General features: G+C 62.5%; 21 protein-coding genes. 13 read left to right on the forward strand and 8 right to left on the reverse strand.

The window, feature by feature from the left end:
* Nucleotides 1–28: 28 nt before the first annotated feature.
* From CAP37_RS03740 to CAP37_RS03750, 3 genes are all read right to left on the reverse strand, one after another.
* Nucleotides 29–835, reverse strand: coding sequence for an alpha/beta fold hydrolase (locus CAP37_RS03740; RefSeq protein ID WP_086122937.1), 807 nt, complete (start codon nucleotides 833–835; stop codon nucleotides 29–31).
* Nucleotides 836–909: 74 nt separating this feature from the next.
* Nucleotides 910–2,187: an NAD(P)/FAD-dependent oxidoreductase gene (locus CAP37_RS03745; RefSeq protein ID WP_086122938.1), complete on the reverse strand. Its 1,278-nt coding sequence runs from the start codon at nucleotides 2,185–2,187 to the stop codon at nucleotides 910–912.
* A gap of 12 nt (nucleotides 2,188–2,199) precedes the next feature.
* Nucleotides 2,200–2,502: a c-type cytochrome gene (locus tag CAP37_RS03750; RefSeq protein ID WP_086122939.1), complete on the reverse strand. Its 303-nt coding sequence runs from the start codon at nucleotides 2,500–2,502 to the stop codon at nucleotides 2,200–2,202.
* A 160-nt stretch (nucleotides 2,503–2,662) separates the two neighbouring features.
* Here CAP37_RS03750 and soxC point away from each other — a divergent pair, with 160 nt between their 5' ends.
* The 7 genes from soxC to soxB all read left to right on the forward strand — a co-directional run bounded on the left by soxC (nucleotide 2,663) and on the right by soxB (nucleotide 9,423).
* A complete protein-coding gene (gene soxC / locus CAP37_RS03755; protein WP_086122940.1) occupies nucleotides 2,663–4,006 on the forward strand; it encodes a sulfite dehydrogenase in 1,344 nt (447 codons plus the stop codon).
* Nucleotides 4,006–5,076 carry a c-type cytochrome gene (locus CAP37_RS03760; protein ID WP_086122941.1) on the forward strand — a complete coding sequence of 357 codons (1,071 nt, stop codon included), beginning with the start codon at nucleotides 4,006–4,008 and terminating at the stop codon, nucleotides 5,074–5,076. The genes soxC and CAP37_RS03760 overlap by 1 nt, the downstream gene beginning before the upstream one ends.
* 148 nt (nucleotides 5,077–5,224) lie before the next feature.
* On the forward strand, nucleotides 5,225–5,680 hold the full coding sequence (gene soxY / locus CAP37_RS03765) for a thiosulfate oxidation carrier protein SoxY (RefSeq protein WP_086122942.1): 456 nt from the start codon (nucleotides 5,225–5,227) through the stop codon (nucleotides 5,678–5,680).
* Nucleotides 5,681–5,737: 57 nt separating this feature from the next.
* Nucleotides 5,738–6,049, forward strand: coding sequence for a thiosulfate oxidation carrier complex protein SoxZ (soxZ, locus tag CAP37_RS03770; RefSeq protein WP_086122943.1), 312 nt, complete (start codon nucleotides 5,738–5,740; stop codon nucleotides 6,047–6,049).
* An 81-nt stretch (nucleotides 6,050–6,130) separates the two neighbouring features.
* Nucleotides 6,131–6,940: a sulfur oxidation c-type cytochrome SoxA gene (gene soxA, locus CAP37_RS03775; protein WP_086122944.1), complete on the forward strand. Its 810-nt coding sequence runs from the start codon at nucleotides 6,131–6,133 to the stop codon at nucleotides 6,938–6,940.
* Nucleotides 6,941–6,955: 15 nt separating this feature from the next.
* Complete coding sequence (gene soxX / locus CAP37_RS03780) at nucleotides 6,956–7,606, forward strand: sulfur oxidation c-type cytochrome SoxX (RefSeq protein WP_086122945.1); 651 nt, start codon at nucleotides 6,956–6,958, stop codon at nucleotides 7,604–7,606.
* A gap of 92 nt (nucleotides 7,607–7,698) precedes the next feature.
* Nucleotides 7,699–9,423, forward strand: coding sequence for a thiosulfohydrolase SoxB (gene soxB, locus CAP37_RS03785; RefSeq protein WP_086122946.1), 1,725 nt, complete (start codon nucleotides 7,699–7,701; stop codon nucleotides 9,421–9,423).
* A gap of 65 nt (nucleotides 9,424–9,488) precedes the next feature.
* On the opposite strand, the gene CAP37_RS03790 is transcribed toward soxB, so the two are convergent.
* The gene (locus CAP37_RS03790) at nucleotides 9,489–10,505 is read right to left on the reverse strand and encodes a porin (RefSeq protein WP_179190121.1); all 1,017 of its coding nucleotides are present in this window, start codon (nucleotides 10,503–10,505) and stop codon (nucleotides 9,489–9,491) included.
* Nucleotides 10,506–10,719: 214 nt separating this feature from the next.
* Here CAP37_RS03790 and CAP37_RS03795 point away from each other — a divergent pair, with 214 nt between their 5' ends.
* On the forward strand, nucleotides 10,720–11,967 hold the full coding sequence (locus tag CAP37_RS03795) for an FAD-binding oxidoreductase (protein WP_086122948.1): 1,248 nt from the start codon (nucleotides 10,720–10,722) through the stop codon (nucleotides 11,965–11,967).
* Nucleotides 11,968–12,000: 33 nt separating this feature from the next.
* Here CAP37_RS03795 and CAP37_RS21655 read toward each other — a convergent pair whose 3' ends face one another.
* From CAP37_RS21655 to CAP37_RS03805, 3 genes are read right to left on the reverse strand one after another with little or no spacing between them, the layout of a single operon-like run.
* The gene (locus CAP37_RS21655; RefSeq protein WP_179190122.1) at nucleotides 12,001–12,381 is read right to left on the reverse strand and encodes a hypothetical protein; all 381 of its coding nucleotides are present in this window, start codon (nucleotides 12,379–12,381) and stop codon (nucleotides 12,001–12,003) included.
* Nucleotides 12,378–12,881: a hypothetical protein gene (locus CAP37_RS03800; RefSeq protein ID WP_218776820.1), complete on the reverse strand. Its 504-nt coding sequence runs from the start codon at nucleotides 12,879–12,881 to the stop codon at nucleotides 12,378–12,380. The genes CAP37_RS21655 and CAP37_RS03800 overlap by 4 nt, the downstream gene beginning before the upstream one ends.
* Nucleotides 12,878–15,022, reverse strand: coding sequence for a hybrid sensor histidine kinase/response regulator (locus tag CAP37_RS03805; RefSeq protein WP_179190123.1), 2,145 nt, complete (start codon nucleotides 15,020–15,022; stop codon nucleotides 12,878–12,880). The genes CAP37_RS03800 and CAP37_RS03805 overlap by 4 nt, the downstream gene beginning before the upstream one ends.
* A gap of 232 nt (nucleotides 15,023–15,254) precedes the next feature.
* Here CAP37_RS03805 and CAP37_RS03810 point away from each other — a divergent pair, with 232 nt between their 5' ends.
* The 3 genes from CAP37_RS03810 to CAP37_RS03820 are packed head-to-tail and all read left to right on the forward strand — an operon-like array spanning nucleotide 15,255 to nucleotide 16,849.
* Nucleotides 15,255–15,779: a response regulator gene (locus tag CAP37_RS03810; protein WP_086122951.1), complete on the forward strand. Its 525-nt coding sequence runs from the start codon at nucleotides 15,255–15,257 to the stop codon at nucleotides 15,777–15,779.
* 10 nt (nucleotides 15,780–15,789) lie between these two features.
* Nucleotides 15,790–16,284, forward strand: a complete 495-nt coding sequence (locus tag CAP37_RS03815) for a DUF421 domain-containing protein (protein ID WP_086122952.1) — start codon at nucleotides 15,790–15,792, stop codon at nucleotides 16,282–16,284.
* Nucleotides 16,277–16,849 (forward strand): cysteine hydrolase family protein, encoded by a 573-nt coding sequence (locus CAP37_RS03820; RefSeq protein WP_086122953.1) that lies wholly within the window; start codon nucleotides 16,277–16,279, stop codon nucleotides 16,847–16,849. The genes CAP37_RS03815 and CAP37_RS03820 overlap by 8 nt, the downstream gene beginning before the upstream one ends.
* Nucleotides 16,850–16,878: 29 nt before the next feature.
* Here CAP37_RS03820 and CAP37_RS03825 read toward each other — a convergent pair whose 3' ends face one another.
* Nucleotides 16,879–17,067 carry a DUF6496 domain-containing protein gene (locus CAP37_RS03825; protein WP_086122954.1) on the reverse strand — a complete coding sequence of 63 codons (189 nt, stop codon included), beginning with the start codon at nucleotides 17,065–17,067 and terminating at the stop codon, nucleotides 16,879–16,881.
* Between the two features lie 87 nt (nucleotides 17,068–17,154).
* On the opposite strand from CAP37_RS03825, the gene CAP37_RS03830 reads away from it, so the two are divergent.
* Nucleotides 17,155–17,430 carry a VOC family protein gene (locus tag CAP37_RS03830; RefSeq protein ID WP_373271043.1) on the forward strand — a complete coding sequence of 92 codons (276 nt, stop codon included), beginning with the start codon at nucleotides 17,155–17,157 and terminating at the stop codon, nucleotides 17,428–17,430.
* 494 nt (nucleotides 17,431–17,924) lie between these two features.
* On the forward strand, nucleotides 17,925–19,433 hold the full coding sequence (locus tag CAP37_RS03835; protein WP_086122955.1) for an ATP-binding protein: 1,509 nt from the start codon (nucleotides 17,925–17,927) through the stop codon (nucleotides 19,431–19,433).
* The last annotated feature ends 237 nt before the right edge of the window (nucleotides 19,434–19,670 follow it).

Here is a 19,670-nt window from a genome sequence, read left to right on the forward strand (position 1 = left end):
GGCAGGTGGCGAGTATACGGTGCTGTCTTCAGGCAGAGACCGCCTTGGGTATCCATTCGAGCATTTGAGCCAGCGCCACCTGAGGCGTGTCCAGATGGCCACCCGACACTTCAATCAACTGCGTTTTCGGGTTCGCGGGCAACTGATCGACGTAGTAGCTGCGCACGCGCTTGAACATCGGGTCGCCTTGTCCGATGGCGGTGAGCACCGGCAGGTTCGCCGGCAGTCTCGGCGCGGTCACGCCCATGTCGGCGTCTGATTCGGGATCGAAGTACGAGAGGAAGTTTTTCGCCGTGGTGACGATGGGTTGCTGGCGACCCTGGTTGATGTCCATGAAGCGGTTGGACTCATCCCCTTTGCCGGCGGCCACCATGGCGCGGGCCGCCTCGATGCTTTCACGCACCGGTGACAGCTGCGGCACGGTGAAGTACGCGCGCGGCACGTGGCCCGGCGCCAGCAGCACCAGCGCGTGCGCGGTGCCACCTCGCGCGGCGTGGCTCATGGCGGCGGGCACCCCCATGCTGTGTCCCATGAGCACGATCCGCGTTGCTCCCTTCTCCTGTAACGCCTTGATGTGCTGGGCGATTTCAGCCATGGCGCCATCCCAATGGCCTTGCAGGTAGCGGTTGCGCGACCAGGGCATGTCAGGAATGCTCACCAGCCAGCCCTGCTTTTCCATGGCCGATTTCACGGGGACGTACTGCGGACTTTCCGGTCCGCCGGGGTTCTTGCCGTGGAGGAGCAGCACGCCGATGCGCTCCGCAGCGCCGGCCCACCGGGTGGTGGCCAGTGGCAGCGCGCCCAAGGCCAGAGAAATCAGCGACCGTCTTTTCATGAAATCAACTCCTGCGCGGATGGAAGGCCAACAAAAAGCCCTGCGAGCAGGGCTTTGTTTCGGACCGTGGCCGTTCAGGCCAGCGTGTCGGCCCAGATGTTGCGCGCCCACGCCATCGCGTATTCGCCTTCGAGCGCGGTGGCTGCGGTGGACAAGCCCCCCGATCCCGGCACGGTGAGCATGGTCTTTTGCGTCGCGTCGTAGCGGTGCACGCTGGCCACGTGCACCACGTCGGTGGCGGTGACGAAGCTGTAGCAGGTGTTGGCGTAGATCGGCAGCGAAGGCGCTTCCTTGCCCTGCAGCAGAGACACCACAGCGGCGGCGCAGGTCTTGCCGTGCTGGTTGGCCATGTGGCCCGACTTGGGCATCAGCGGGGCCACCTGGATCGCATCGCCCAGCACGTGGATGTTCTTCTGCGCCTTCGATTCAAAGGTAAGGAAGTCCACCTCGCACCAGCGTGCATTGGCCGTGGCCAGGCCGGTCTTCACCGCGATGTCGCCAGCGCGCTGGTTGGGCAGCACGTTGGCCACGCCGGCCTTGAAGTCGTCGTTGAACTCGAACTTCAGTGTGTTGGTGGCGGCGTCCACGTCCACCAGCTTGTGCTTGGGACGGTACTCGATGAGACCCTTGTAGTGGTCCTCCCAGGCCTTCATGAACAGGCCCTTCTTCGAGGTGATGTCGTCGTTGGCGTCGAAGATCACAACCTTGCTCTTCGGCTTGGCCACCTTGAAGTAACTCGCCACCATGCAGGCGCGTTCGTAGGGGCCGGGCGGGCAGCGGTAGGGTGCCAGCGGAATCGAGAGCGCGTAGACGCCGCCATCGGGCATGGCTTCGAGCTGGCGGCGCAGCGCCAGCGTCTGCGGGCCGGCCTTCCAGGCGTGCAGCACCTTGTCGGCCGCGCCAGGCTTTGCCATGCCGGGCAGGGAGTCCATCATGAAATCGATGCCGGGCGAAAGGATCAGGCGGTCATACGCCAGCTCGGCGCCGCCGGCCAGCTTCACCGTGCGCTTGGCCGGGTCGATGCTGGTGACCATGTCGCGCACCACCTTCACGCCATGGCGCTTGCTCAGGTTGTCGTACGGCGTGGTGATGTCGGCCATGGTTTTGTGGCCACCGAGCACCAGGTTGGAAATGGGGCAGGAGACAAAGGCCGCGTTGGGCTCGATCAGCGTCACATCGATGCTGTTGTCGGAGAACAGGCGAACGTACTTGGCGGCGGTGGCGCCACCGTAGCCCCCGCCGACCACCACCACCCGGGCACCGCTGCCGCGCGTGGCGCAGCCACCCAGAAAACCCAGACTGGCCACGGCCGAGCCGGCGCCCAGCGTTTGAACAAATTGACGACGTTTCATGGCGTGGGCTCCTTATTTCTTCTGGGCGGCGAAGTAGGTGGCGATCTGCGCCAGCTGCTCGTCGGTGTAGCCCTTGGAGAGCTGGTGCATGATGGTCGCGGGCCGCTTGCCGGCCTTGAAATCGAGCAGCTTCTGCAGCAGGTCGTCTTTGCCCTGGCCGGCCAGCGCGATCGTACCGGGCGCGGCGCGGCCATCGGTGCCGTGGCAGTTGGCGCAGGCCGCAGCCCACACCTTCACCTGATTCACCTGGGCCTGCGCCCCCAGGGCAGCGGCGCACAACACGCTCCCTGCCAGCCATTTGATCGATTTCCCCATCGTGGTCTCCATTGGATTTGGTTGTACGGAACTGCGCTGAAAAATGTAGCAGAGGAGGCTCTCCCGCAGTTTGAAAAAGTCATCGGGTTTCTACCTATCCGAATATCAGCAATCACGCATATAGTCGCTGTGTGAACCGCCAACCTGCAGGAACCAATCCGTGTCTGAAGACCTGAGCCAAGTGATCGGGCGTGTGCTGCCCGCGCCAGAAAACCACCTCGGCGCCGACAAGCTGGAGCAGGCCCGCAAGGCGCGGCGCAGCTTCATGGGCAAGGCGCTGGCCATGGGTGCGGGCGCCGCCGCCAGCGTGGCGGCGTCCACCCGCGCAATGGCCGCAGACGGCGAGAGCGCCATTCTTGAATTGCCACCGCACACCAAGGGCCTGGGCCAGCCTGTGGCCACACCGGGCTACGGCGTGCCGAGCCAGTGGGAAACCAATCTGCAGCGCCGCCAGAGCCCGGGGCTCACACGCGTGCCGCAGGCCTCGGTGAGCTTCGCGCCGCTGCAGGGCCTGTTCGGCATCATCACGCCCAACGGCCTGCACTTCGAGCGCCACCACCAGGGCTGGTGGGACATCGATCCCTCGAAGCACCGCCTGATGATCAACGGCCTGGTGAAGCGCGAGCGCGTGTTCACCATGGACGATCTCATGCGCCTGCCCAGCGTCTCGCGCATCCACTTCATCGAATGCGGTGCCAACTCGGCGCCGGAGTGGGGCAATGTGGCGCTGCCTTCGGTGCAGTACACGCACGGCATGCTGAGCTGCTGCGAATACACCGGCGTGCTGCTTTCCACCTTGCTGGAGATGTGCGGCTACGACAAGCAGAAGGGCAAATACGTGCTGGCCGAGGGAGCCGATGGTTCCTCGATGACGCGCACGCTGTCCATCGAGCGCGCCATGGACGACTGCATCGTCGCCTGGGCCATGAACGGCGAAATGCTGCGGCCGGAAAACGGCTACCCGCTGCGCCTGGTGGTGCCGGGTGTGCAGGGCGTGAGCTGGGTGAAATACCTGCGCCGCCTGGAAGTGGGCGACATGAAGTGGGCCAGCAAGGATGAGGCGGTGCACTACATCGACCACATGCCCGATGGCACGCACCGCCAGTACACCGGCATCCAGGAATGCAAGAGCGTGATCACCACGCCCTCGGGCAGCCAGACGCTGCTCGACAAGGGCTACTACAACGTGACCGGCCTGGCGTGGTCGGGGCGCGGCAGCATCAAGCGGGTGGACGTGAGCGTGGACGGCGGGCGCAACTGGCGCACCGCGCGGCTCGAAGGACCGGTGCTGCCCAAGGCGCTCACGCGCTTCAACATCGACTGGGTGTGGGACGGCAAACCGGCGGTGCTGCAGAGCCGCGCCATCGACAGCACGGGCTATGTGCAACCGAAGATCAACCAGTTGCGCGCGGTGCGCGGCACGCGTTCGATCTACCACCAGAACGCCATTCAATCGTGGAAAGTTTCTGAAAACGGCGAAGTCTCCAACGTGCAGGTGTATTGATGAAATCCCTTTTTCAATCCACCTTGCTGCTCGTTGCCGCGCTCTCTGCTGGCGCCGCGTTTTCTCAAGGCAAGCCCTGGCAGGAGATCGGCCGCGACGCCACGCGGGCCGAGGTGAAGGCCTGGGACATCGATGTGCGCCCCGACTTCAAGGGCCTGCCCAAGGGCTCGGGCACGGTGGCCAAGGGCGAGCAGGTGTGGGAGGCGCAATGCGCCTCGTGCCACGGCAGCTTTGGCGAATCCAACGAAGTGTTCACGCCCATCGTGGGCGGCACCACCAAGGCCGACATCGAGCGCGGCCGCGTGAAGAACCTGGAGCCGGGCAGCATCTTTCCGCAGAAGACCACCATGATGAAAGTGGCCACGGTCTCGACGCTGTGGGACTACATCAACCGCGCCATGCCGTGGAACGCGCCCAAGACGCTGACCACCGAAGAGGTCTACAGCGTCACCGCCTACATCCTGAGCCTGGCCGAAGTGGTGCCGGCTGATTTCACGTTGAGCGACACCAACATCGCCGAGGTGCAGAAGCGCATGCCCAACCGCAACGGCATGGTGTTCCACGAGCCACTGTGGAAGCTGGAAGGCAAGGGCGATGTGACGAACGTGGCCTGCATGAAGGACTGCCCGGTGGAGCCCACCATCCGTTCGTTCCTGCCGGAATTTGCACGCGATGCGCACGGCAACATCGCCGAGCAGAACCGTGTGATCGGGCCGGTGCGCGGTGCGGACACCACCAGGCCGGCACCCACCGCGCCAGTGGGTGCCGGCACGCGCGCTGCGGTGGCGATGGCTGCCGCCAAGCCCGTCGCGGGCGGCGACGTGAAGGCCTTGCTGGCCGCCAACAGCTGCACCGCTTGCCACGGCATGACGAGCAAGGTGGTCGGCCCCGGCTTCAACGAGATCGCTGCGAAGCACAAGGGCCAGGAACGGCTGGAGGCTTACCTGGCGGTGAAGATCCGCGAAGGTGGCGTGGGAGTGTTCGGGCCGGTGCCCATGCCGCCCCAGCCCCAGCTGAGCGCGGCGCAGGCCGCTGCCATCGCAAAGTGGATTGCGGCCGGTGCGAAATGAACACTGAGTAAGCACACCGAAATTGGAATATTGGCATGTACTCGTAACTACCAAGACCCTTTCCCCGCCCGAGGCCCTAAGCTGCGCACAGCGCAACCCCCTCGGCCCCTCTAAACTCAAGCGTTTCCCTTCCCATTTGGAGCTCCTCATGAACAACTCACGCCGAGTCGCCCTCAAGACCACCGGGGCGTTTGCCACCCTGGTGTCGCTGGGGATCATTACCCAGAGCCAGGCGCAAGCCGCCGTGGACCGCGCCGGTTTCGAAGTCAAGACACTGGCCGAGGCGCTCAAGGCCGTGGGCGGCACGCCCGCCAACAGCGACCAGGTCACCGTGGTTGCGCCCGACATCGCCGAAAACGGCGCCGTGGTGCCCGTGGGTGCTTCGAGCAAGCTGCCCAACACCACCGAGATTTTCCTCATCGTCGAGAAGAATCCCATGCCGCTCTCGTGCGGTTTCACCATTCCCGCCGGCACCGCGCCCGATGTGCAGACCCGTCTGAAGATGGGCCAGAGCAGCAACGTGGTGGCCGTGGTCAAGGCCGACGGCAAGCTGTTCTCGGCCACCAAGGAAACCAAGGTCACGCTGGGTGGTTGCGGCGGCTGATCGCCCGCACCTTCACCGTTTCCGCTTCATCCGTTCACAGAATTTCAGGAGTCCATCATGGCCGATCCGATGCGCATCCGCGCCGCCCTCGCCGGTGACGAAACCACCGTCCGCGTGCTCATGTCCCACGTCATGGAGCCCGGTACCCGCCGCGATGCCGGCGGCAACCTCATCCCCGCCCACTTCATCAAAGACGTGGAAGCCACCCACAACGGCAAGGTCGTGCTGCAGTCGCAGTTCACCGGCTCGGTGGCCCAGAACCCGTTTCTCTCGTTCAAGTTCAAGGGCGCGGCCAAGGGCGACAAGATCGTCGTGAAATGGGTCGACACCAAAGGCGACACGCGCACCGACGAGGCGACGGTAGCCTGACCCTTGCTGCAGGGTAGCAACGGCCAGCACGCCCCGTCTGGCCGTTTCGCTTTTTTCACCACCATAAAGAGGAGACCCCCGATGAACCAACACCTCCGCAACGGTCTGCTGGCCTTCGCCGCAACCGCCGCCGCACTGGGCAGCGCTCACGCCCAGAGCTCGACGGCCGACGGCATCGCCAAATACCGCGAGATGCTGCAGGACGGCAACCCGGCCGAACTGTTCGAGATGAAAGGCGAGGAGCTCTGGAAACAGAAACGGGGTCCAAAGAACGCGTCGCTCGAAAAATGCGACCTCGGCAAGGGCCCGGGTGTCATCAAGGGCGCCTTTGTTGAAATGCCACGCTACTTTGCCGACACCGGCCGCGTGCAGGACCTGGAAACGCGCTTGATCACCTGCATGGAAAACCTGCAGGGCTTCAACGCCGCCGAGATCGCCAAAACCCCTTTCGGGCGCGGCGAGATGGCCAACGTAACCGCACTGGCCACCTATGTGGCCACGGCGTCCAAGGGCATGCGCTTCAACCTGCCGCAATCGCATGCGCAGGAAAAGCTGATGTATGAAACCGGCAAGCGCATGTTCTTCACGCGCGGCGGCACGCACGACTTTTCCTGCGCCTCCTGCCACGGTGAAGACGACAAGCGCATTCGCCTGCAAGACCTGCCCAACCTCACCAAGAACCCGGGAGACGGCGTCGGCTTTGCGGCCTGGCCGGCGTACCGCGTGTCCAACGCGCAGATGTGGGGCATGCAGCTGCGCCTGAACGACTGCTTCCGCCAGCAGCGCTTTCCCGAGCCGAAATTCGGCAGCGAGGCCACCATCGCACTGGGCGTCTACATGGGCGTGAACGCCAAGACCGCCGAGTCCATCGTGCCCGCCATCAAGCGCTGAACCGGAGACACCACCATGAACAAGAACCTGATGTTTGCCCTGCTGCCCGTGGCCGCGCTCGTGTTGTCCGGCTGCACCTCTTCCCCCTCTGCCGCCGATGTGGACAAAGCCACCGCCGAGATGCTCAAGAATTCGTTCCAGGACCGTGGCATCGCCAAGGTGGACCGCCTGGTGCAGGACGACGCCAACCGCGAATGCGTGGCCGCCAACGTGGCGGGCAAGCAGATTGACGAGAAGATCGCCAAGGCCATCGAGGCCGCCAACATGAAGACCGTGAAGTGGCCCGCCGACGGCAAGTTTCTGGGCGACTGGAAAGAGGGCGAAAAGATCGCCCAGAGCGGCCGTGGCCTGACCTGGAGCGACAAGGCGGGCGAGGCCAACGGCGGCAATTGCTACAACTGCCACCAGATCAGCAAGGAAGAAATCTCCTTCGGCACGCTGGGCCCGAGCCTCTACAACTACGGCAAGCTGCGCGGCGTGACCGACCCGAACGCCGCCAGCGGCAAGCCCATCGTTGAGTACACCTGGGGCAAGCTCTGGAACTCGCGTGCCTACAACGCCTGTTCGCAGATGCCACGCGTCGGCCACATGGCCATCCTGAATGAAAAGCAGCTCAAGGACGTGATGGCGTTGCTGCTCGACCCGGCTTCACCGGTCAACAAGTAACGGCATGGCCCCGGGCTGCAACGCGCAGCACGGGGCCATCCGGCGAAAAAAATTTCGCGCAAATATCAGCGATCAATTGACAAGGGATAGACATGAGTTTCAGCCGCCGTGAATTCATGCAGGTGCTGGCCGTGGCCAGCGCCACCGGCATGGCACTGAACCAACGCGACGTGCTGGCAGCCGCCCCGGGTGCCGGCGAGCGCCTGTACGACGTGCCCAAGTTCGGCAACGTGAGCTTCCTCCACTTCACCGACTGCCACGCGCAGCTCACGCCCATTCACTTCCGCGAACCCAGCGTGAACCTGGGCGTGGCCGAAGCGCTGGGCCGCCCGCCGCACATCGTGGGCGAGAAGCTGCTCCGGCACTTCAACATCAAGCCCGGCACCGCGCAGGCGCATGCCTTTTCGTATCTGAACTTCAGCCAGGCCGCCAAAACCTACGGCAAGGTCGGTGGCTTCGCGCACATGGCCGCGCTGGTCAAGCAGCTCAAGGCCAGCCGGCCCCACGCCTTGCTGCTGGATGGCGGTGACACCTGGCAGGGCTCGGCCACTTCGCTGTGGACCAACGGCCAGGACATGGTGGACGCCTGCAAGCTGCTCGGCGTGAACATGATGACCTCGCACTGGGAGCACACCTTCGGCGCGAAACGCGTGCAGGAAATCGTGGAGAAGGACCTGAAGGGGAACATGGAATTCCTCGCGCAGAACATCAAGACCACCGACTTTGAAGACCTCGTGTTCAAGCCCTACGCGCTGCGCGAAATGAACGGCGTGCAGGTGGGTGTGATCGGCCAGGCCTTCCCCTACACCCCCATTGCGAACCCGCGCTACATGGTGCCCGACTGGACCTTCGGCATCCAGGACGAGCACATGCAGAAAATGGTGGACGAGGTGCGCGGCAAGGGCGCGCAGGTGGTGGTGGTGCTCTCGCACAACGGCATGGACGTCGACATCAAGATGGCCTCGCGCGTGCGCGGCATCGACGCCATTCTGGGTGGCCACACGCACGACGGCATGCCCGCACCCACCATCGTGAAAAACAGCGGCGGCCAGACGCTGGTGACCAACGCCGGTTCCAACAGCAAGTTTCTGGGCGTGCTCGATTTCGACGTGCGCGATGGCAAGGTGCAGGACTTCCGCTACAAGCTGCTGCCCATCTTCTCCAACCTGTTGCCGGCCGATGCCGCCATGCAGGCGCACATCGACAAGGTGCGCGCGCCCTACAAGGACAAGCTCGAAGAAAAGCTCGCGGTCACTCAAGACCTGCTCTACCGCCGCGGCAACTTCAACGGCTCCTGGGACCAGCTCATCTGCGACGCGCTCATGCAGAACAAGGGTGCCGAAATCGCGTTTTCGCCTGGAGTGCGCTGGGGCACTTCGCTGCTGCCCGGCGACACCATCACCTACGAACGCATGATGGACCAGATGGCGCTGACCTACCCCGCCACCACGCTCAATGAGTTCAGCGGCGAACAGATCAAGACCATTCTGGAAGACGTGGCCGACAACATCTTCAACCCCGATCCTTACTACCAGCAGGGCGGCGACATGGTGCGCGTGGGCGGCATGCAATACACCATGACCCCCAACGCGCCCATGGGCCAGCGCATCAACAACATGATGCTGAAAGGCAAGCCCATCGAAGCCAGCAAGACCTACAAGGTGGCTGGCTGGGCTTCGGTGCAGGAAGGCGCCAAGGGCGAGCCCATCTGGGACGTGGTCTCGGGCTACCTGCGCGACCGCAAGGTGGTGAAGGGCGTGAAGATCAACACGCCCCGCATCGTCGGCATGCAGGGCAATCCGGGGCTGGCGAACTAAAAAAACCCGTCACCGGTGAAGGTGACGGGTTTGAAATTGCCTTGGAGATTCGAGAGCGCGAAAGCTTAGAAGTCGTGGCGCACGCCCACGGCGTACAGACGGCGCTCGCGCGCCGTGGCACCCGCGCCGTTTTCCACATCGCCATCCAGCAGGCCGCCGTACAGGCGCGTGCGCTTGGACAGCGCGTAGGTGGCGCCGAGCGCAAAGGCCTTGCCTTCGCCCGTGGTCACGCCGTTGAGTTCCGACTTGCCGCTGCCGAAGCCTGCCGACACATCGAAGTTGCCAAAGGGCACGGTCACGCCAAAGGAATAGTCGCGGTCTTCCAGGCCGTTGGACTGATCGGTGATCTGGTACTGGCCTGACACGCGGACCATGCCGAAGTTGTACGCGGCCGCCAGCACGGTGAAGTTGCGGTCGAGCGTAGCGGTGGCGTTCTTCTGGTCCTGGTAGGCCAGGCCCACGTCCAGCGGGCCGCTGCGGTAGCGCAGGTTCAGGGCGGTGATTTCGGAGTTGGTGGTGACGGGCGCCGTGTTCTCGTCAAAGGCATAGCCCACGCTGCCGCTGAAGCCACCGAAGCTGGGCGAGTCGTAGCGAACCATGTTGCTCGGGCGGCTGGTGAAATCGCTCACGCCCGATGCCGTGCCCACGGCACCGCTCAGGTAAGCGATCTTGGTGGGCGTGAACTCCGAGTCGTAGAGGTTGTTCGACACGCCCATGTCGTAGATGTCCTTGTAGGGGCTGTCCATCAGGCCCAGGCGCACGGCGCCGAAGCCACCGCTCAAGCCCACCCACGATGCGCGACCAAAGCGCAGACCAGCGGCCGTGCCGTCGTCCACCGTCAGGGCGCTTTCAAGCTGGAAGTTGGCCTTGAGGCCACCACCCAGATCTTCCGTGCCACGAAAGCCCAGGCGGCTCGTGGTCAGGTTGCCGCTGAACAATTGCGTGGTGCTCGTGGTGTCGACCTTGTTGCTGCCCACCGAGGCGTCCATGCGGCCATAGATGGTGACGGTGGACTGGGCCGATGCGGTGCCCGCGGCGGCAAGGGTGGCCAGTGCGGCCAGAGCGATGAGGCTCTTCTTCATGTGGATGCTCCGATGAAAGGGATGCAGGGCTTGATGCCCCTGCTTCCTGCACCATGCAGGAAGTCCTGCGTATTTCATCGATCTGCTGCGAAGGCTCCGTGACACCCCGCCGCCGCCAGAGGGTTTGCCCGGAGATACAACACATGGCCCCGCAGGCCTCATGGACTGTCATCAGCCTGCCATCAAAATCGCAGCAACTAGAATCACCAGCACCATGACACACGACACCATCGTTCTCGGCGCAGGCATGGTGGGCGTGGGTTGCGCGCTCCACCTGCAGGCCAGAGGCCAGGCCGTTGCGCTGGTGGACCGGCGCGCCCCCGGCCTTGAAACCTCTTACGGCAACGCCGGCATCATCCAGCGCGAAGCCATCGAGCCCTATGCGCTGCCGCGCAGCTTGGGCTTTTTATTGTCGGGCGCCACCAACCGGCGCGTGGATGTGCGCTACCAGGCCGCAGACGCCGTGCGCATGCTCGGGCCGCTGTGGTCTTACTACCGCAACTCGGCACCGGGTCCACTTCAAAAGATCTCCCGCGAGTACGAGACGCTGATCGCGTTGTCGCTCGAAACGCATCAGCAACTGATGAACGATGCGGGTGCCAACGATCTCATCGGTGGCATGGGTTACGTCATGCTCTTTCGCACCGAGCGCGAACTGCACGCCTTCCATCAAGTGGCCGATGCACGCGCACAGCACGGCGTGCAACACATCAAGCTTTCAGGCGCCGATGTGGTCCGCGAAGAACCGTCGCTGATCGGCAGCTTCGCCGGTGCCGTGCGATGGACCGACCCTGTGGCCATTCGCAGCCCCGGCGACCTGGTGCAGCGCTACGCACAGCTTTTCGAGGAGCGGGGCGGGGCGGTGAAGCTGGGTGATGCGATGTCACTGCGCAGGACCGACGCAGGCGGCTGGCAGGTGGACACGGCAAGTGGCGAGACGCTGACCGCAAGGCAAGTTGTCGTCGCTCTCGGCCCCTGGACCCTGCAGCTCACCTCACGCTTCGGCTACACCGCGCCCGTCATCCCCAAGCGCGGCTACCACATGCACTACGCGTCCGTGCCGGGCCAGCCGCTGAACAGCACCGTGATTGACGCCGAATACGGCTACGTCATCGCACCCATGCAAAAGGGCCTGCGCCTCACCACCGGCGCCGAGCTTGCCCATGTGGACGCCCCACGCAACCTGGCCCAGATCGAAGCCGCCGAACACATCGCCCGCCAGAGCTTTCCATTGGGCGAACGCGTCGACCCCGAGCCCTGGATGGGCACGCGCCCCTGCATGCCGGATATGAAGCCCGTGTTCGGCGCCGTGCCCTCGGTGGCGGGCATGTGGTGCGCGTTTGGTCATGGGCACCAGGGGTTCACGCTGGGGCCGGTGACGGGGGAACTGCTGGCGGCGATGATGACTGGGAACGCGCCGCGGGTGGATGTGAGGCCGTTTTCGCCGGGGCGGTTTGGGTAAGTTTGGTGCGATCAAACGCCCAACAGCAAGCCGCTACCGATCGTAGCCATCACGCACGTTGTCCAGAGCGTCCTTGCTCTGCGTGGCGATTCTCCTGACCGATTCTTCCTCGTCGTGTGCCGCATCACGATCGCTTTTCTCGCGACCATTTCCCCGACCCGGGCGATCGGGCTGAAGGGGCTCTGCTCGAGGCGGTCGCGCCTTGGAGGTTCGCCCAGGGGTGCTCGGTCGGGAGCCCGTGGCCGGGTCTTGCGCCGGCTCTGCATCGCGATAGGCCCCGCGCTGATTGAGTTCACGGTTCACGTCGTCACTGCTGCCGAGCTGGGCGTGGTCGCTTCCCCGACCAAAGTCGCCTTGCGGTTGGCGCGGGCTTGCGTACACCCCTCTTCGGTGCTTCATGTGGTCTTGCGTCATGGGGCCATCCTTTCTGCCTGATTCGGGGCAAGACAGGTGCCCACCAGCTGGACGCGTTGATCTCTCATTGATTGCTCGGCAATCACCTGGTTGGGGGCGCTTTCGGTAGGGGTTGTGCTTTGCCCGTCCCGTTCCAATTCTGCGTCTGTGCGTTCCAACCCGAGTAAACCCATGACGCCAATCGCCGAGGCCATGGTCGCCAATGGCTCCCATACCGGTTCCCCGAAACCGAGCGCCAGCGCCAGGTGAAACGCAGCGACAACGGCGACAAACAGGGCGATTCCGAAGATGCAGTACTCCAGAGCAGATCTCATGGGGGCCTCCAGGAAACGGGTGAAATTCACGGCGCGAATGTTGAAGTTTGTGATTGAGGTTTGAAGAAACCTGTAGGACAAAACCGCGTCAGCGAGAACCTGCATTCGTTTGTTCTGGACAAATGAATCCCGTCGTTCAACGGCGGTATTTGGGAGCAGCATTTTTTTCCGCAAAAATTTCTTCAACGTTGCTGAACTGCACGTGACAAGGTTTCCACCAGCACTTGGGGCGAGCATGGCTTGGGCAACACCGTAAACCCACTCTCGCGTGCAGTGGTCAGTTGCGCGGAGTAGCCTGTCATGAGCACCACGGGCAAATTGGGATAGGCCCGTCGCAGCGCGTTCGCAAATTGAATGCCGTCGAGTGCTCCGGGCATCACGATGTCGCTGAGCACCACATCAAAAATCGGGCCATCGCTCAGCAGCGTCAGGGCTTCGTCCACTGAGCATGCGGCCTGGACCGTGCAGCCAACCGACTCCAGCATGGGCCGAAGGGAATCGGCGAGCGACGCGTTGTCGTCTACCAGCAAAACCCTGCACTTCAATGCGGGAGGGGCTGCGGCTGGAGGTTGTGCGGCTGGTGCGGCCTCGCCCGAAGCGGCGGGCAGATACAGACGGACCGTTGTCCCCTTGCCCAGCTCGCTGTAAATGTGTGCGACGCCGTTCGCTCTTGCACAAAAGCCATGAACCTGGCTCAAGCCCAGACCGGTGCCTTCCCCCACCGACTTGGTCGTGAAGAAAGGTTCGAATACCCGCTCCTGAACGTCGGGTTCGATGCCTTTTCCGGTGTCAGAAAATTCGATCACCACAGCCTGTTCAGGAATGTCGGTTTCTTCCTGGGGCGCTGCATTGCGAGCGGTGATGGTGACGCGATCTTCTGCCGAACAGGCGTCCTTGGCATTGACCGCCAGATTCAACATGGCGAGTTCCATTTCCGCCAGGTCCACTTCGATCGGTGCCGTATTCGGCGCCACGCTGACCACGCACTCGATGTTGCTGCCCAGCGCGGTGTGCAGCATGTCTGCCAGCGCCGGCAAGCGCTCCTGCAACGACAAGACTTCGGGCCTCAGCGCCTGGCGCCGCGTGAACGACAGCAGTTGTCGCGTCAGCGAGGTTCCCGACGTCACAGCGCGCTTGATGCCTTCCAGGGCCTTGGCTTTGTGCTCTTCTCCAAGCGTTTTCATGCCGAGGAGAAAGGCGTTGTTGCTCACCACCGCGAGCAGGTTGTTGAAGTCGTGCGCCACGCCGCCAGTGAGCCGCCCCATTGCCTCGAGCTTCTGGGCTTGACGCAGCGTCTCTTCTGCGCGCAAGCGCTGTGCCGTTTCCTTTTCCAGGCGTTGGGAGGCCAGCAGTTGCTCTCGGGTGCGTTGTCTCGCCACCCATGCAATCCAGGCCAGGAGCAACGAGACGGGCCCGACGAACGCGGCCAGCACGCCCATCTCACGCCGCCATTCGGCTTCTACAGCCGCGCGCGGAACGCTTGCGTAGACGTAAAGCGAGTAGCTGCCCACTTTCTGAAATGCACCCAGCCGCTCCGAACCATCCAGCAGCGAGTCGGCGTTGTGCATGCCGAATATCTCGCCCTTGGCCCAGCGTGCCAGAAGGGGGTTGTTGCTCGGAAGTCGAGCTTCCGGAGGCGGCAAGGAGGGCCAGCGGGCCACATAGCGTCCATCACTTCGGAAGAGCGCCACGCGTCCGTCCTGTCGATCTCCGATCATTTCCTTGTAGAAGCTGGAGAAGTGTTCTGGGCGCAATCCCACCGAGATCAAGCCGGCAAAATCGCCATTGCCATCCACGCGCCGCCTGCTGACATCGAAGAATCGCTCGCCGCCAAAGCGTGCCACGAGGGCTTCCGTTACGTAAGAAGTGCCGTGCCCGGCCCGGTGCCATTGGAAGTATTCGCGATCCGACACATCGAAGACCGGCGTCGGGAAGAATCGGTTGCTGAGAAGGGGCGTGCCGCGATTGCTGAAAACCCACAGTGACTGAACGTGTGGCAAGGAAGCCGTGATGCGCTTCAGCTGTTCATGCATCGCTTGCTCCTGCGCGCGCAGGGAGGCGTCGTCGCTGTTCCCGATCAGATCGAACGCCCGATCCAGCAAGACGTCGGTGGTGTCAAAGACGCGCAAGGCATGCTGAGCCGCCACCTCAACGTCGCTGCTCAGGCGGACGCGAGCACGGTTGATGGCGTCTGTGTAACTCCGCCAGGCTTCCACACAGAAAAGTATGGCCGGCAGCGCAACCGCCAGAACCACCGTGGCCTCCAGATAACGCAACGCATTGTTGCGCGGGAGGCTGCTTGCAGGGACCGCTGCAAAATTGCTCAATTGAAGGGCTCCTGGGGCATTCAGGACCGGGACGCTCACATTGAAAGCGCGAAATCTTAGCCTGAGCGAGCTCGCGTGTGGTGCGCGAAAGCGTCAAGCATCACCGCCCCGAACCTCTCGATCGACGCTGCCAATCGGCCGAGCTCGGGCATGCCGTTTGCCACACGGCCAATAGCGGCAGTTGCCGCTGTTTCAAACACTTTCAAACATTTGTATCCGCAGGCAATGCACCGTGAACCTCAGACAGCTTCTGGAAAAAGAACCCTGCCGTGTTCGCAACGACGAGCGCCCGAGCATTGATTTTTTGTACGCAGACAGGCAGCACGGACCGCTGGGAAGAGGGTGGCAGATGAGCAGGGTGGAAAGAGGCCGCATTCAGGTTCTCATCGTTGACGACAACGAAGATGCAGCAAACATGCTCGCAGTGGCCATGGAGTTCTACGGCTATCAGACCGTCGTCGCTTTCAGTGGCGCGGACGCGCTCCACGCCGTACAGGAGTCCATGCCCCACGTTGCGATTCTTGATCTGGGCATGCCGGTCATGTCGGGCATGGAACTGGCCCGGCGCTTGCGCCAGATGCGTGCGAGTGGCGAATTGTTGTTGATGGCTCTGACAGGCTGGGGGCAGCATGAAGCCGGCAAGGCATCGAGGGCGGCGGGGTTCGATTGCCACTTCGTCAAACCGGCAGATCCTGCAGCGCTGAGTACAGCGATCGAAGAGGAAGCGTTTCGCCGCCGCGTCGCCGCCAGCGGTTGAGGAGTCTTTGATGTGGACCCTGTCCGTACCCTGGTGGGAACTACCGCTGCGTGCGATCTTCATCTACCTCGCCCTGTTGTTCATGATGCGCGTCTCCGGCAAGCGCACTGTCGGGCAGTTCACCCCTTTCGACCTTCTGGTGGTGCTGCTGCTGAGCGAAGTGGCGGGATCCGGGCTCAATGGCGGGGATATTTCGGTCACCGCGAGCTTGCTCTCCGTGGCCACGCTGATCGCGCTCAATCTGGTGGTGGCGGTCATGGCCAGCCGCAGTGTCTGGATGCAGATCCTGACCGAAGGCGCGGCCGTGCTGATCGGCCGAGACGGGCGACTCTTCACGGAGATACTGAAACGTGAGCACGTGCCCTTGCTTGACGTAGAGCGTGCGCTGCGAGAAGCCGACTGCGATCTGAAGGACGTGAAGTACGCCTTCCTGGAAGCCGATGGAAACATCAGCATTCTCAAGTCGTCCTCGGGCGCGGTGAAACAGGAGACCGGCGTTGCGTGAAACAAGCTTGCCCAAGAGCCGCCACGCCTTGCTGTTGGTGGACTTCATCAATCCCCTGGATTTTCCCGAAGCACCTCAGCTGACCGGCCCTGCGCTGGAAGCGGCAGCTGTGACCAGCCAGCTTGCGCGCGCTGCCCGCGCCCACGGCATTCCGGTGATCTTCGCCAATGACAACTTCGGCCGCTGGACCTCGGACTTCACCAGCATGGTGAGGGAGCTGGGCAAGGGCAGCACTGCAAGCGCCACCATGACGCGCCTGGTGCGGCCGCAGCGTGGCGACCTCGCCGTGCTCAAGCCCATGCACTCGGCCTTTTACGGCACCCCGCTTGACATCCTCCTGTACAAGATCGGGGCGCGCTCACTCATCATCGCCGGCCTCGCCACCGACATCTGCATCCAGCTCACCGCTGCAGATGCGTTCTTGCGCGGGCTGAAGGTGCACGCGCCCGAGGACTGCACCGCCGCCGAAACCCTGGAGAAAAAGGCGACAGCACTGGCCTACATGGCCGACATCCTCAAGTGCAACACGCGCCCCTGGCAAACCGCCCGCTGGAAGACGCCGTGAATCAGCTTTGAAAGCTGAGTCGGTATCTTTCAGGCGGTCTTTTTCGCCTTGCGCTTCGGCACCTTGCCGCCAGCTTCCCGCGCTTCTGAAAGCCCGATGGCCACCGCCTGCTTTCGGCTGGTCACCTTTCTGCCCGTGCCAGTCTTGAGTTGGCCTTCCTTCATTTCGTGCAAGGCTTCCTCAACCTTCTCCGACGCCTTGGGTCCGTATTTGCTCATGGCTGCTCCTCTACTGATAAAGCTCCGCATCAACGGCGGGGCAATGCGGATGCCTGCAAGGATGGCTCGACCTACAAGAACGGCGGGTTGACAGAACTTGCCCTATGGGTCTGCGCGCCGTTCGACCAGCGAGAAGCGGCCTCTGGCAACGGCTTGATGGTGGCATTGAAGGCCCGCACCTGGCTCGTGGCGCAGACATTCCACGCGACCGCGCTTGCGCACGGCGGTAAGTCCGAAGGAGCGCCGGGTCTGCGTCCCCACTACGGCAAAGACTTCTATGTCGCCTACGTGCGCGACCCCGACGGGAACAAGCTCGCTGCCGTGTGCCGGGGGTTCGTGGAACTCCAAGAGGCGAGTTCTTGAAGTTGGGGCCGGTGATGGGGGAACTGCTGGCGGCGATGATGACGGGGAACGTACCGAGGGTGGATATGAGGCCGTTTTCGCCGTTGCGGTTTGCTTGACGTAGCGCCTTACGGTTGCAACTGTCGGCAAAGTGGACGTCAGCAACGGCCATGGTCTATTTGCCGCTAATTTCGCCGCGCTTGGGGTGCTTCGGCGCCGCCATGGTGCCCGCCCCACCTGTGTGTTTTCGTAGGAGGGCTATCCAGTCATGTAGGTCAGCACCAAGGCGTGGCGAAACGCCCGCAAGCGAGCGGGCATTGAGACTTCTGCTGCCACGCATTTGCGATATGGCACCGGGAGGCGGGCACTCCAACCCACGAGGTGCAGCGGTTGGGAGGCTGGAAGACCCAAGCTATGGTGGAGCGCCAAGCGCACGTTGCACCCGATGGGCTCCAGCGCGCCGCGAGCCGAATGGATCAACTTTTACAATCGGTTGAAATTGCTGGAGCTCCTACATGACCACGTTCCCTTCCCTCGTTCTCCCAAAGCGCTTTGAATATTTGCAGGACGTGGCTTCCGAGAAACAGGCAGACCTTACCCAAATCGTTAGGAAGGTTCCAGAGGCCACTTCTCGAGTTGAGCAGCTGATCCGCCAAGTATCGAGCGGAGGGCTTGGCCGTTTTGAGCTTTTCCTAGGACCCTCGGGCTCCGGCAAGACAACGTTTCTTAGTACGCTGCCCCGCTTTTATTCGGGCGCCCATATCACCCCGTTGTCCGACAAGTTGTCACTTGGCGAAATCGCGCAAGAGATCAAGTCCCGTGGCGATGCGCCTGTGCAAGGGCAGATCTATGTTCTGCTCGAGAGGGACAACCCCGAACTGGACGCGCATGAACTGCGCCGATTCTTCGAAGAGATTCGCCGGATTTTTCGGACGCATGCTGGTCGAGTGCTGGTCATCTGGCCGATCACCGACGTGGCTGCAGCGCAGCTCATAAGCGCGACGGCGTGGGATGTTGGGAGCGACAGCATCGTCGATCAGACGTCGAAGGGCCTTTACCAATTCACCGGCCTCCCGAAGTCGGCCTATTACGAGGTGGCAGATGTCACTGCGCGGTCTCTGAATTCGGGGCAGGGCTTGGAGGCGTTTGGCCTAGGAACGACGGTGGTGCAACCGATGGTCCAAACGAGCGAAACCATCAGCCAGTTCTACGGCAAACTTGAGGCCAAGTCGCAAGAACTTAACAATCAATTCGGGGACACGTTGAAGGAGCGTCGGATTCCGAGCATCTGGATTTTGGTTGGCGGCGATGACACGCGTGAGCTTAGTCTCACAGTAGCGAATCTGACCCAGGGTACAGAAAAGAGGATCGACATCGATCGTATGATTGCTGTTCTTGACGCCAGCGACACGACTACGGGGTACCTCGGTGATTGGCGACAGCGGCGCCATCAAATCGCATTCTTGCTACGCCACTTGGATGTTCGGCTGTTCGAGCTCACGCCCAACGTTGCGGTCAGCGCGATCAGAGCTTTCGGAGATGATTCGATACTCGAGAAGCTTCAAAACCGCAAGGAGTCCGCCTCCAATGCGAGTTCGGCAATGCAGTCGGCAAAGTTCTTTCAGTTGCTGGCGGGCACCCCTTCGTCCAATGCCGCGACGATCAGAGCGGCCAGCGAAGGCACCGCCAATGAGTACAGGCGAGTTCAGCAACTCGCGTCGAAGCAGGACAAAGCCCTCAACAAGGCTTTGTCTGCCTGCATCCAAAAGGCATTGCAAGAGGTGGGAGTTGCCGCCGAAGTTACTGCTGAGCAGCGCTCACTCGACACGCGCAGCAATCTTCAGCCCGATGTGATGGTTGATCTTGCGGATGGACGGTTGATCTGTGTTGAACCCACATGGCGCACCACTGGAGTGGGTATCTCAGGCGAGATCAGAGAGCAACAGAGCTCTATGAGCGTTGGCCACATCCAACAGTACCTTCTTGCAAAGGTGCTCGAGTACGTGAAGGACCTCGGCCTGTGAGGCGACCGCCCGGAACCGGGCAAAATCAGCGGGTTACACGCTAGCTACGGAAAAGCCCCTGACCACGACAGTCAGGGGCTTTTATATGTTGGTGCCGGAGAGATGAATCGAACACCCGACCTTCTCATTACGAATGATCGGAACCCAATATTTTGAGGTGTTGATGTTTGTCGATATAATCAATATAAATCAACATCTTACGAGCTACTTACTGGGTGGGAAGCCGGTCCTTGTGTT

It is taken from the genome of Hydrogenophaga sp. IBVHS1 (genome assembly GCF_002127265.1).
Taxonomy (GTDB): Bacteria; Pseudomonadota; Gammaproteobacteria; order Burkholderiales; family Burkholderiaceae_C; genus Hydrogenophaga.

Excerpts from the sequence above, each read along its gene's own strand:
- CAP37_RS03750 (WP_086122939.1), bottom strand. The coding sequence starts at position 2,502 with ATGGGGAAATCGATCAAATGGCTGGCAGGGAGCGTGTTGTGCGCCGCT.
- soxY (WP_086122942.1), top strand. The coding sequence starts at position 5,225 with ATGAACAACTCACGCCGAGTCGCCCTCAAGACCACCGGGGCGTTTGCC.
- CAP37_RS03795 (WP_086122948.1), top strand. The coding sequence starts at position 10,720 with ATGACACACGACACCATCGTTCTCGGCGCAGGCATGGTGGGCGTGGGT.
- CAP37_RS03790 (WP_179190121.1), bottom strand. The coding sequence starts at position 10,505 with ATGAAGAAGAGCCTCATCGCTCTGGCCGCACTGGCCACCCTTGCCGCC.
- CAP37_RS03835 (WP_086122955.1), top strand. The coding sequence starts at position 17,925 with ATGACCACGTTCCCTTCCCTCGTTCTCCCAAAGCGCTTTGAATATTTG.
- CAP37_RS03745 (WP_086122938.1), bottom strand. The coding sequence starts at position 2,187 with ATGAAACGTCGTCAATTTGTTCAAACGCTGGGCGCCGGCTCGGCCGTG.
- CAP37_RS03740 (WP_086122937.1), bottom strand. The coding sequence starts at position 835 with ATGAAAAGACGGTCGCTGATTTCTCTGGCCTTGGGCGCGCTGCCACTG.
- CAP37_RS21655 (WP_179190122.1), bottom strand. The coding sequence starts at position 12,381 with ATGACGCAAGACCACATGAAGCACCGAAGAGGGGTGTACGCAAGCCCG.
- soxB (WP_086122946.1), top strand. The coding sequence starts at position 7,699 with ATGAGTTTCAGCCGCCGTGAATTCATGCAGGTGCTGGCCGTGGCCAGC.
- CAP37_RS03825 (WP_086122954.1), bottom strand. The coding sequence starts at position 17,067 with ATGAGCAAATACGGACCCAAGGCGTCGGAGAAGGTTGAGGAAGCCTTG.
- soxX (WP_086122945.1), top strand. The coding sequence starts at position 6,956 with ATGAACAAGAACCTGATGTTTGCCCTGCTGCCCGTGGCCGCGCTCGTG.
- CAP37_RS03760 (WP_086122941.1), top strand. The coding sequence starts at position 4,006 with ATGAAATCCCTTTTTCAATCCACCTTGCTGCTCGTTGCCGCGCTCTCT.
- soxA (WP_086122944.1), top strand. The coding sequence starts at position 6,131 with ATGAACCAACACCTCCGCAACGGTCTGCTGGCCTTCGCCGCAACCGCC.
- CAP37_RS03815 (WP_086122952.1), top strand. The coding sequence starts at position 15,790 with ATGTGGACCCTGTCCGTACCCTGGTGGGAACTACCGCTGCGTGCGATC.
- soxZ (WP_086122943.1), top strand. The coding sequence starts at position 5,738 with ATGGCCGATCCGATGCGCATCCGCGCCGCCCTCGCCGGTGACGAAACC.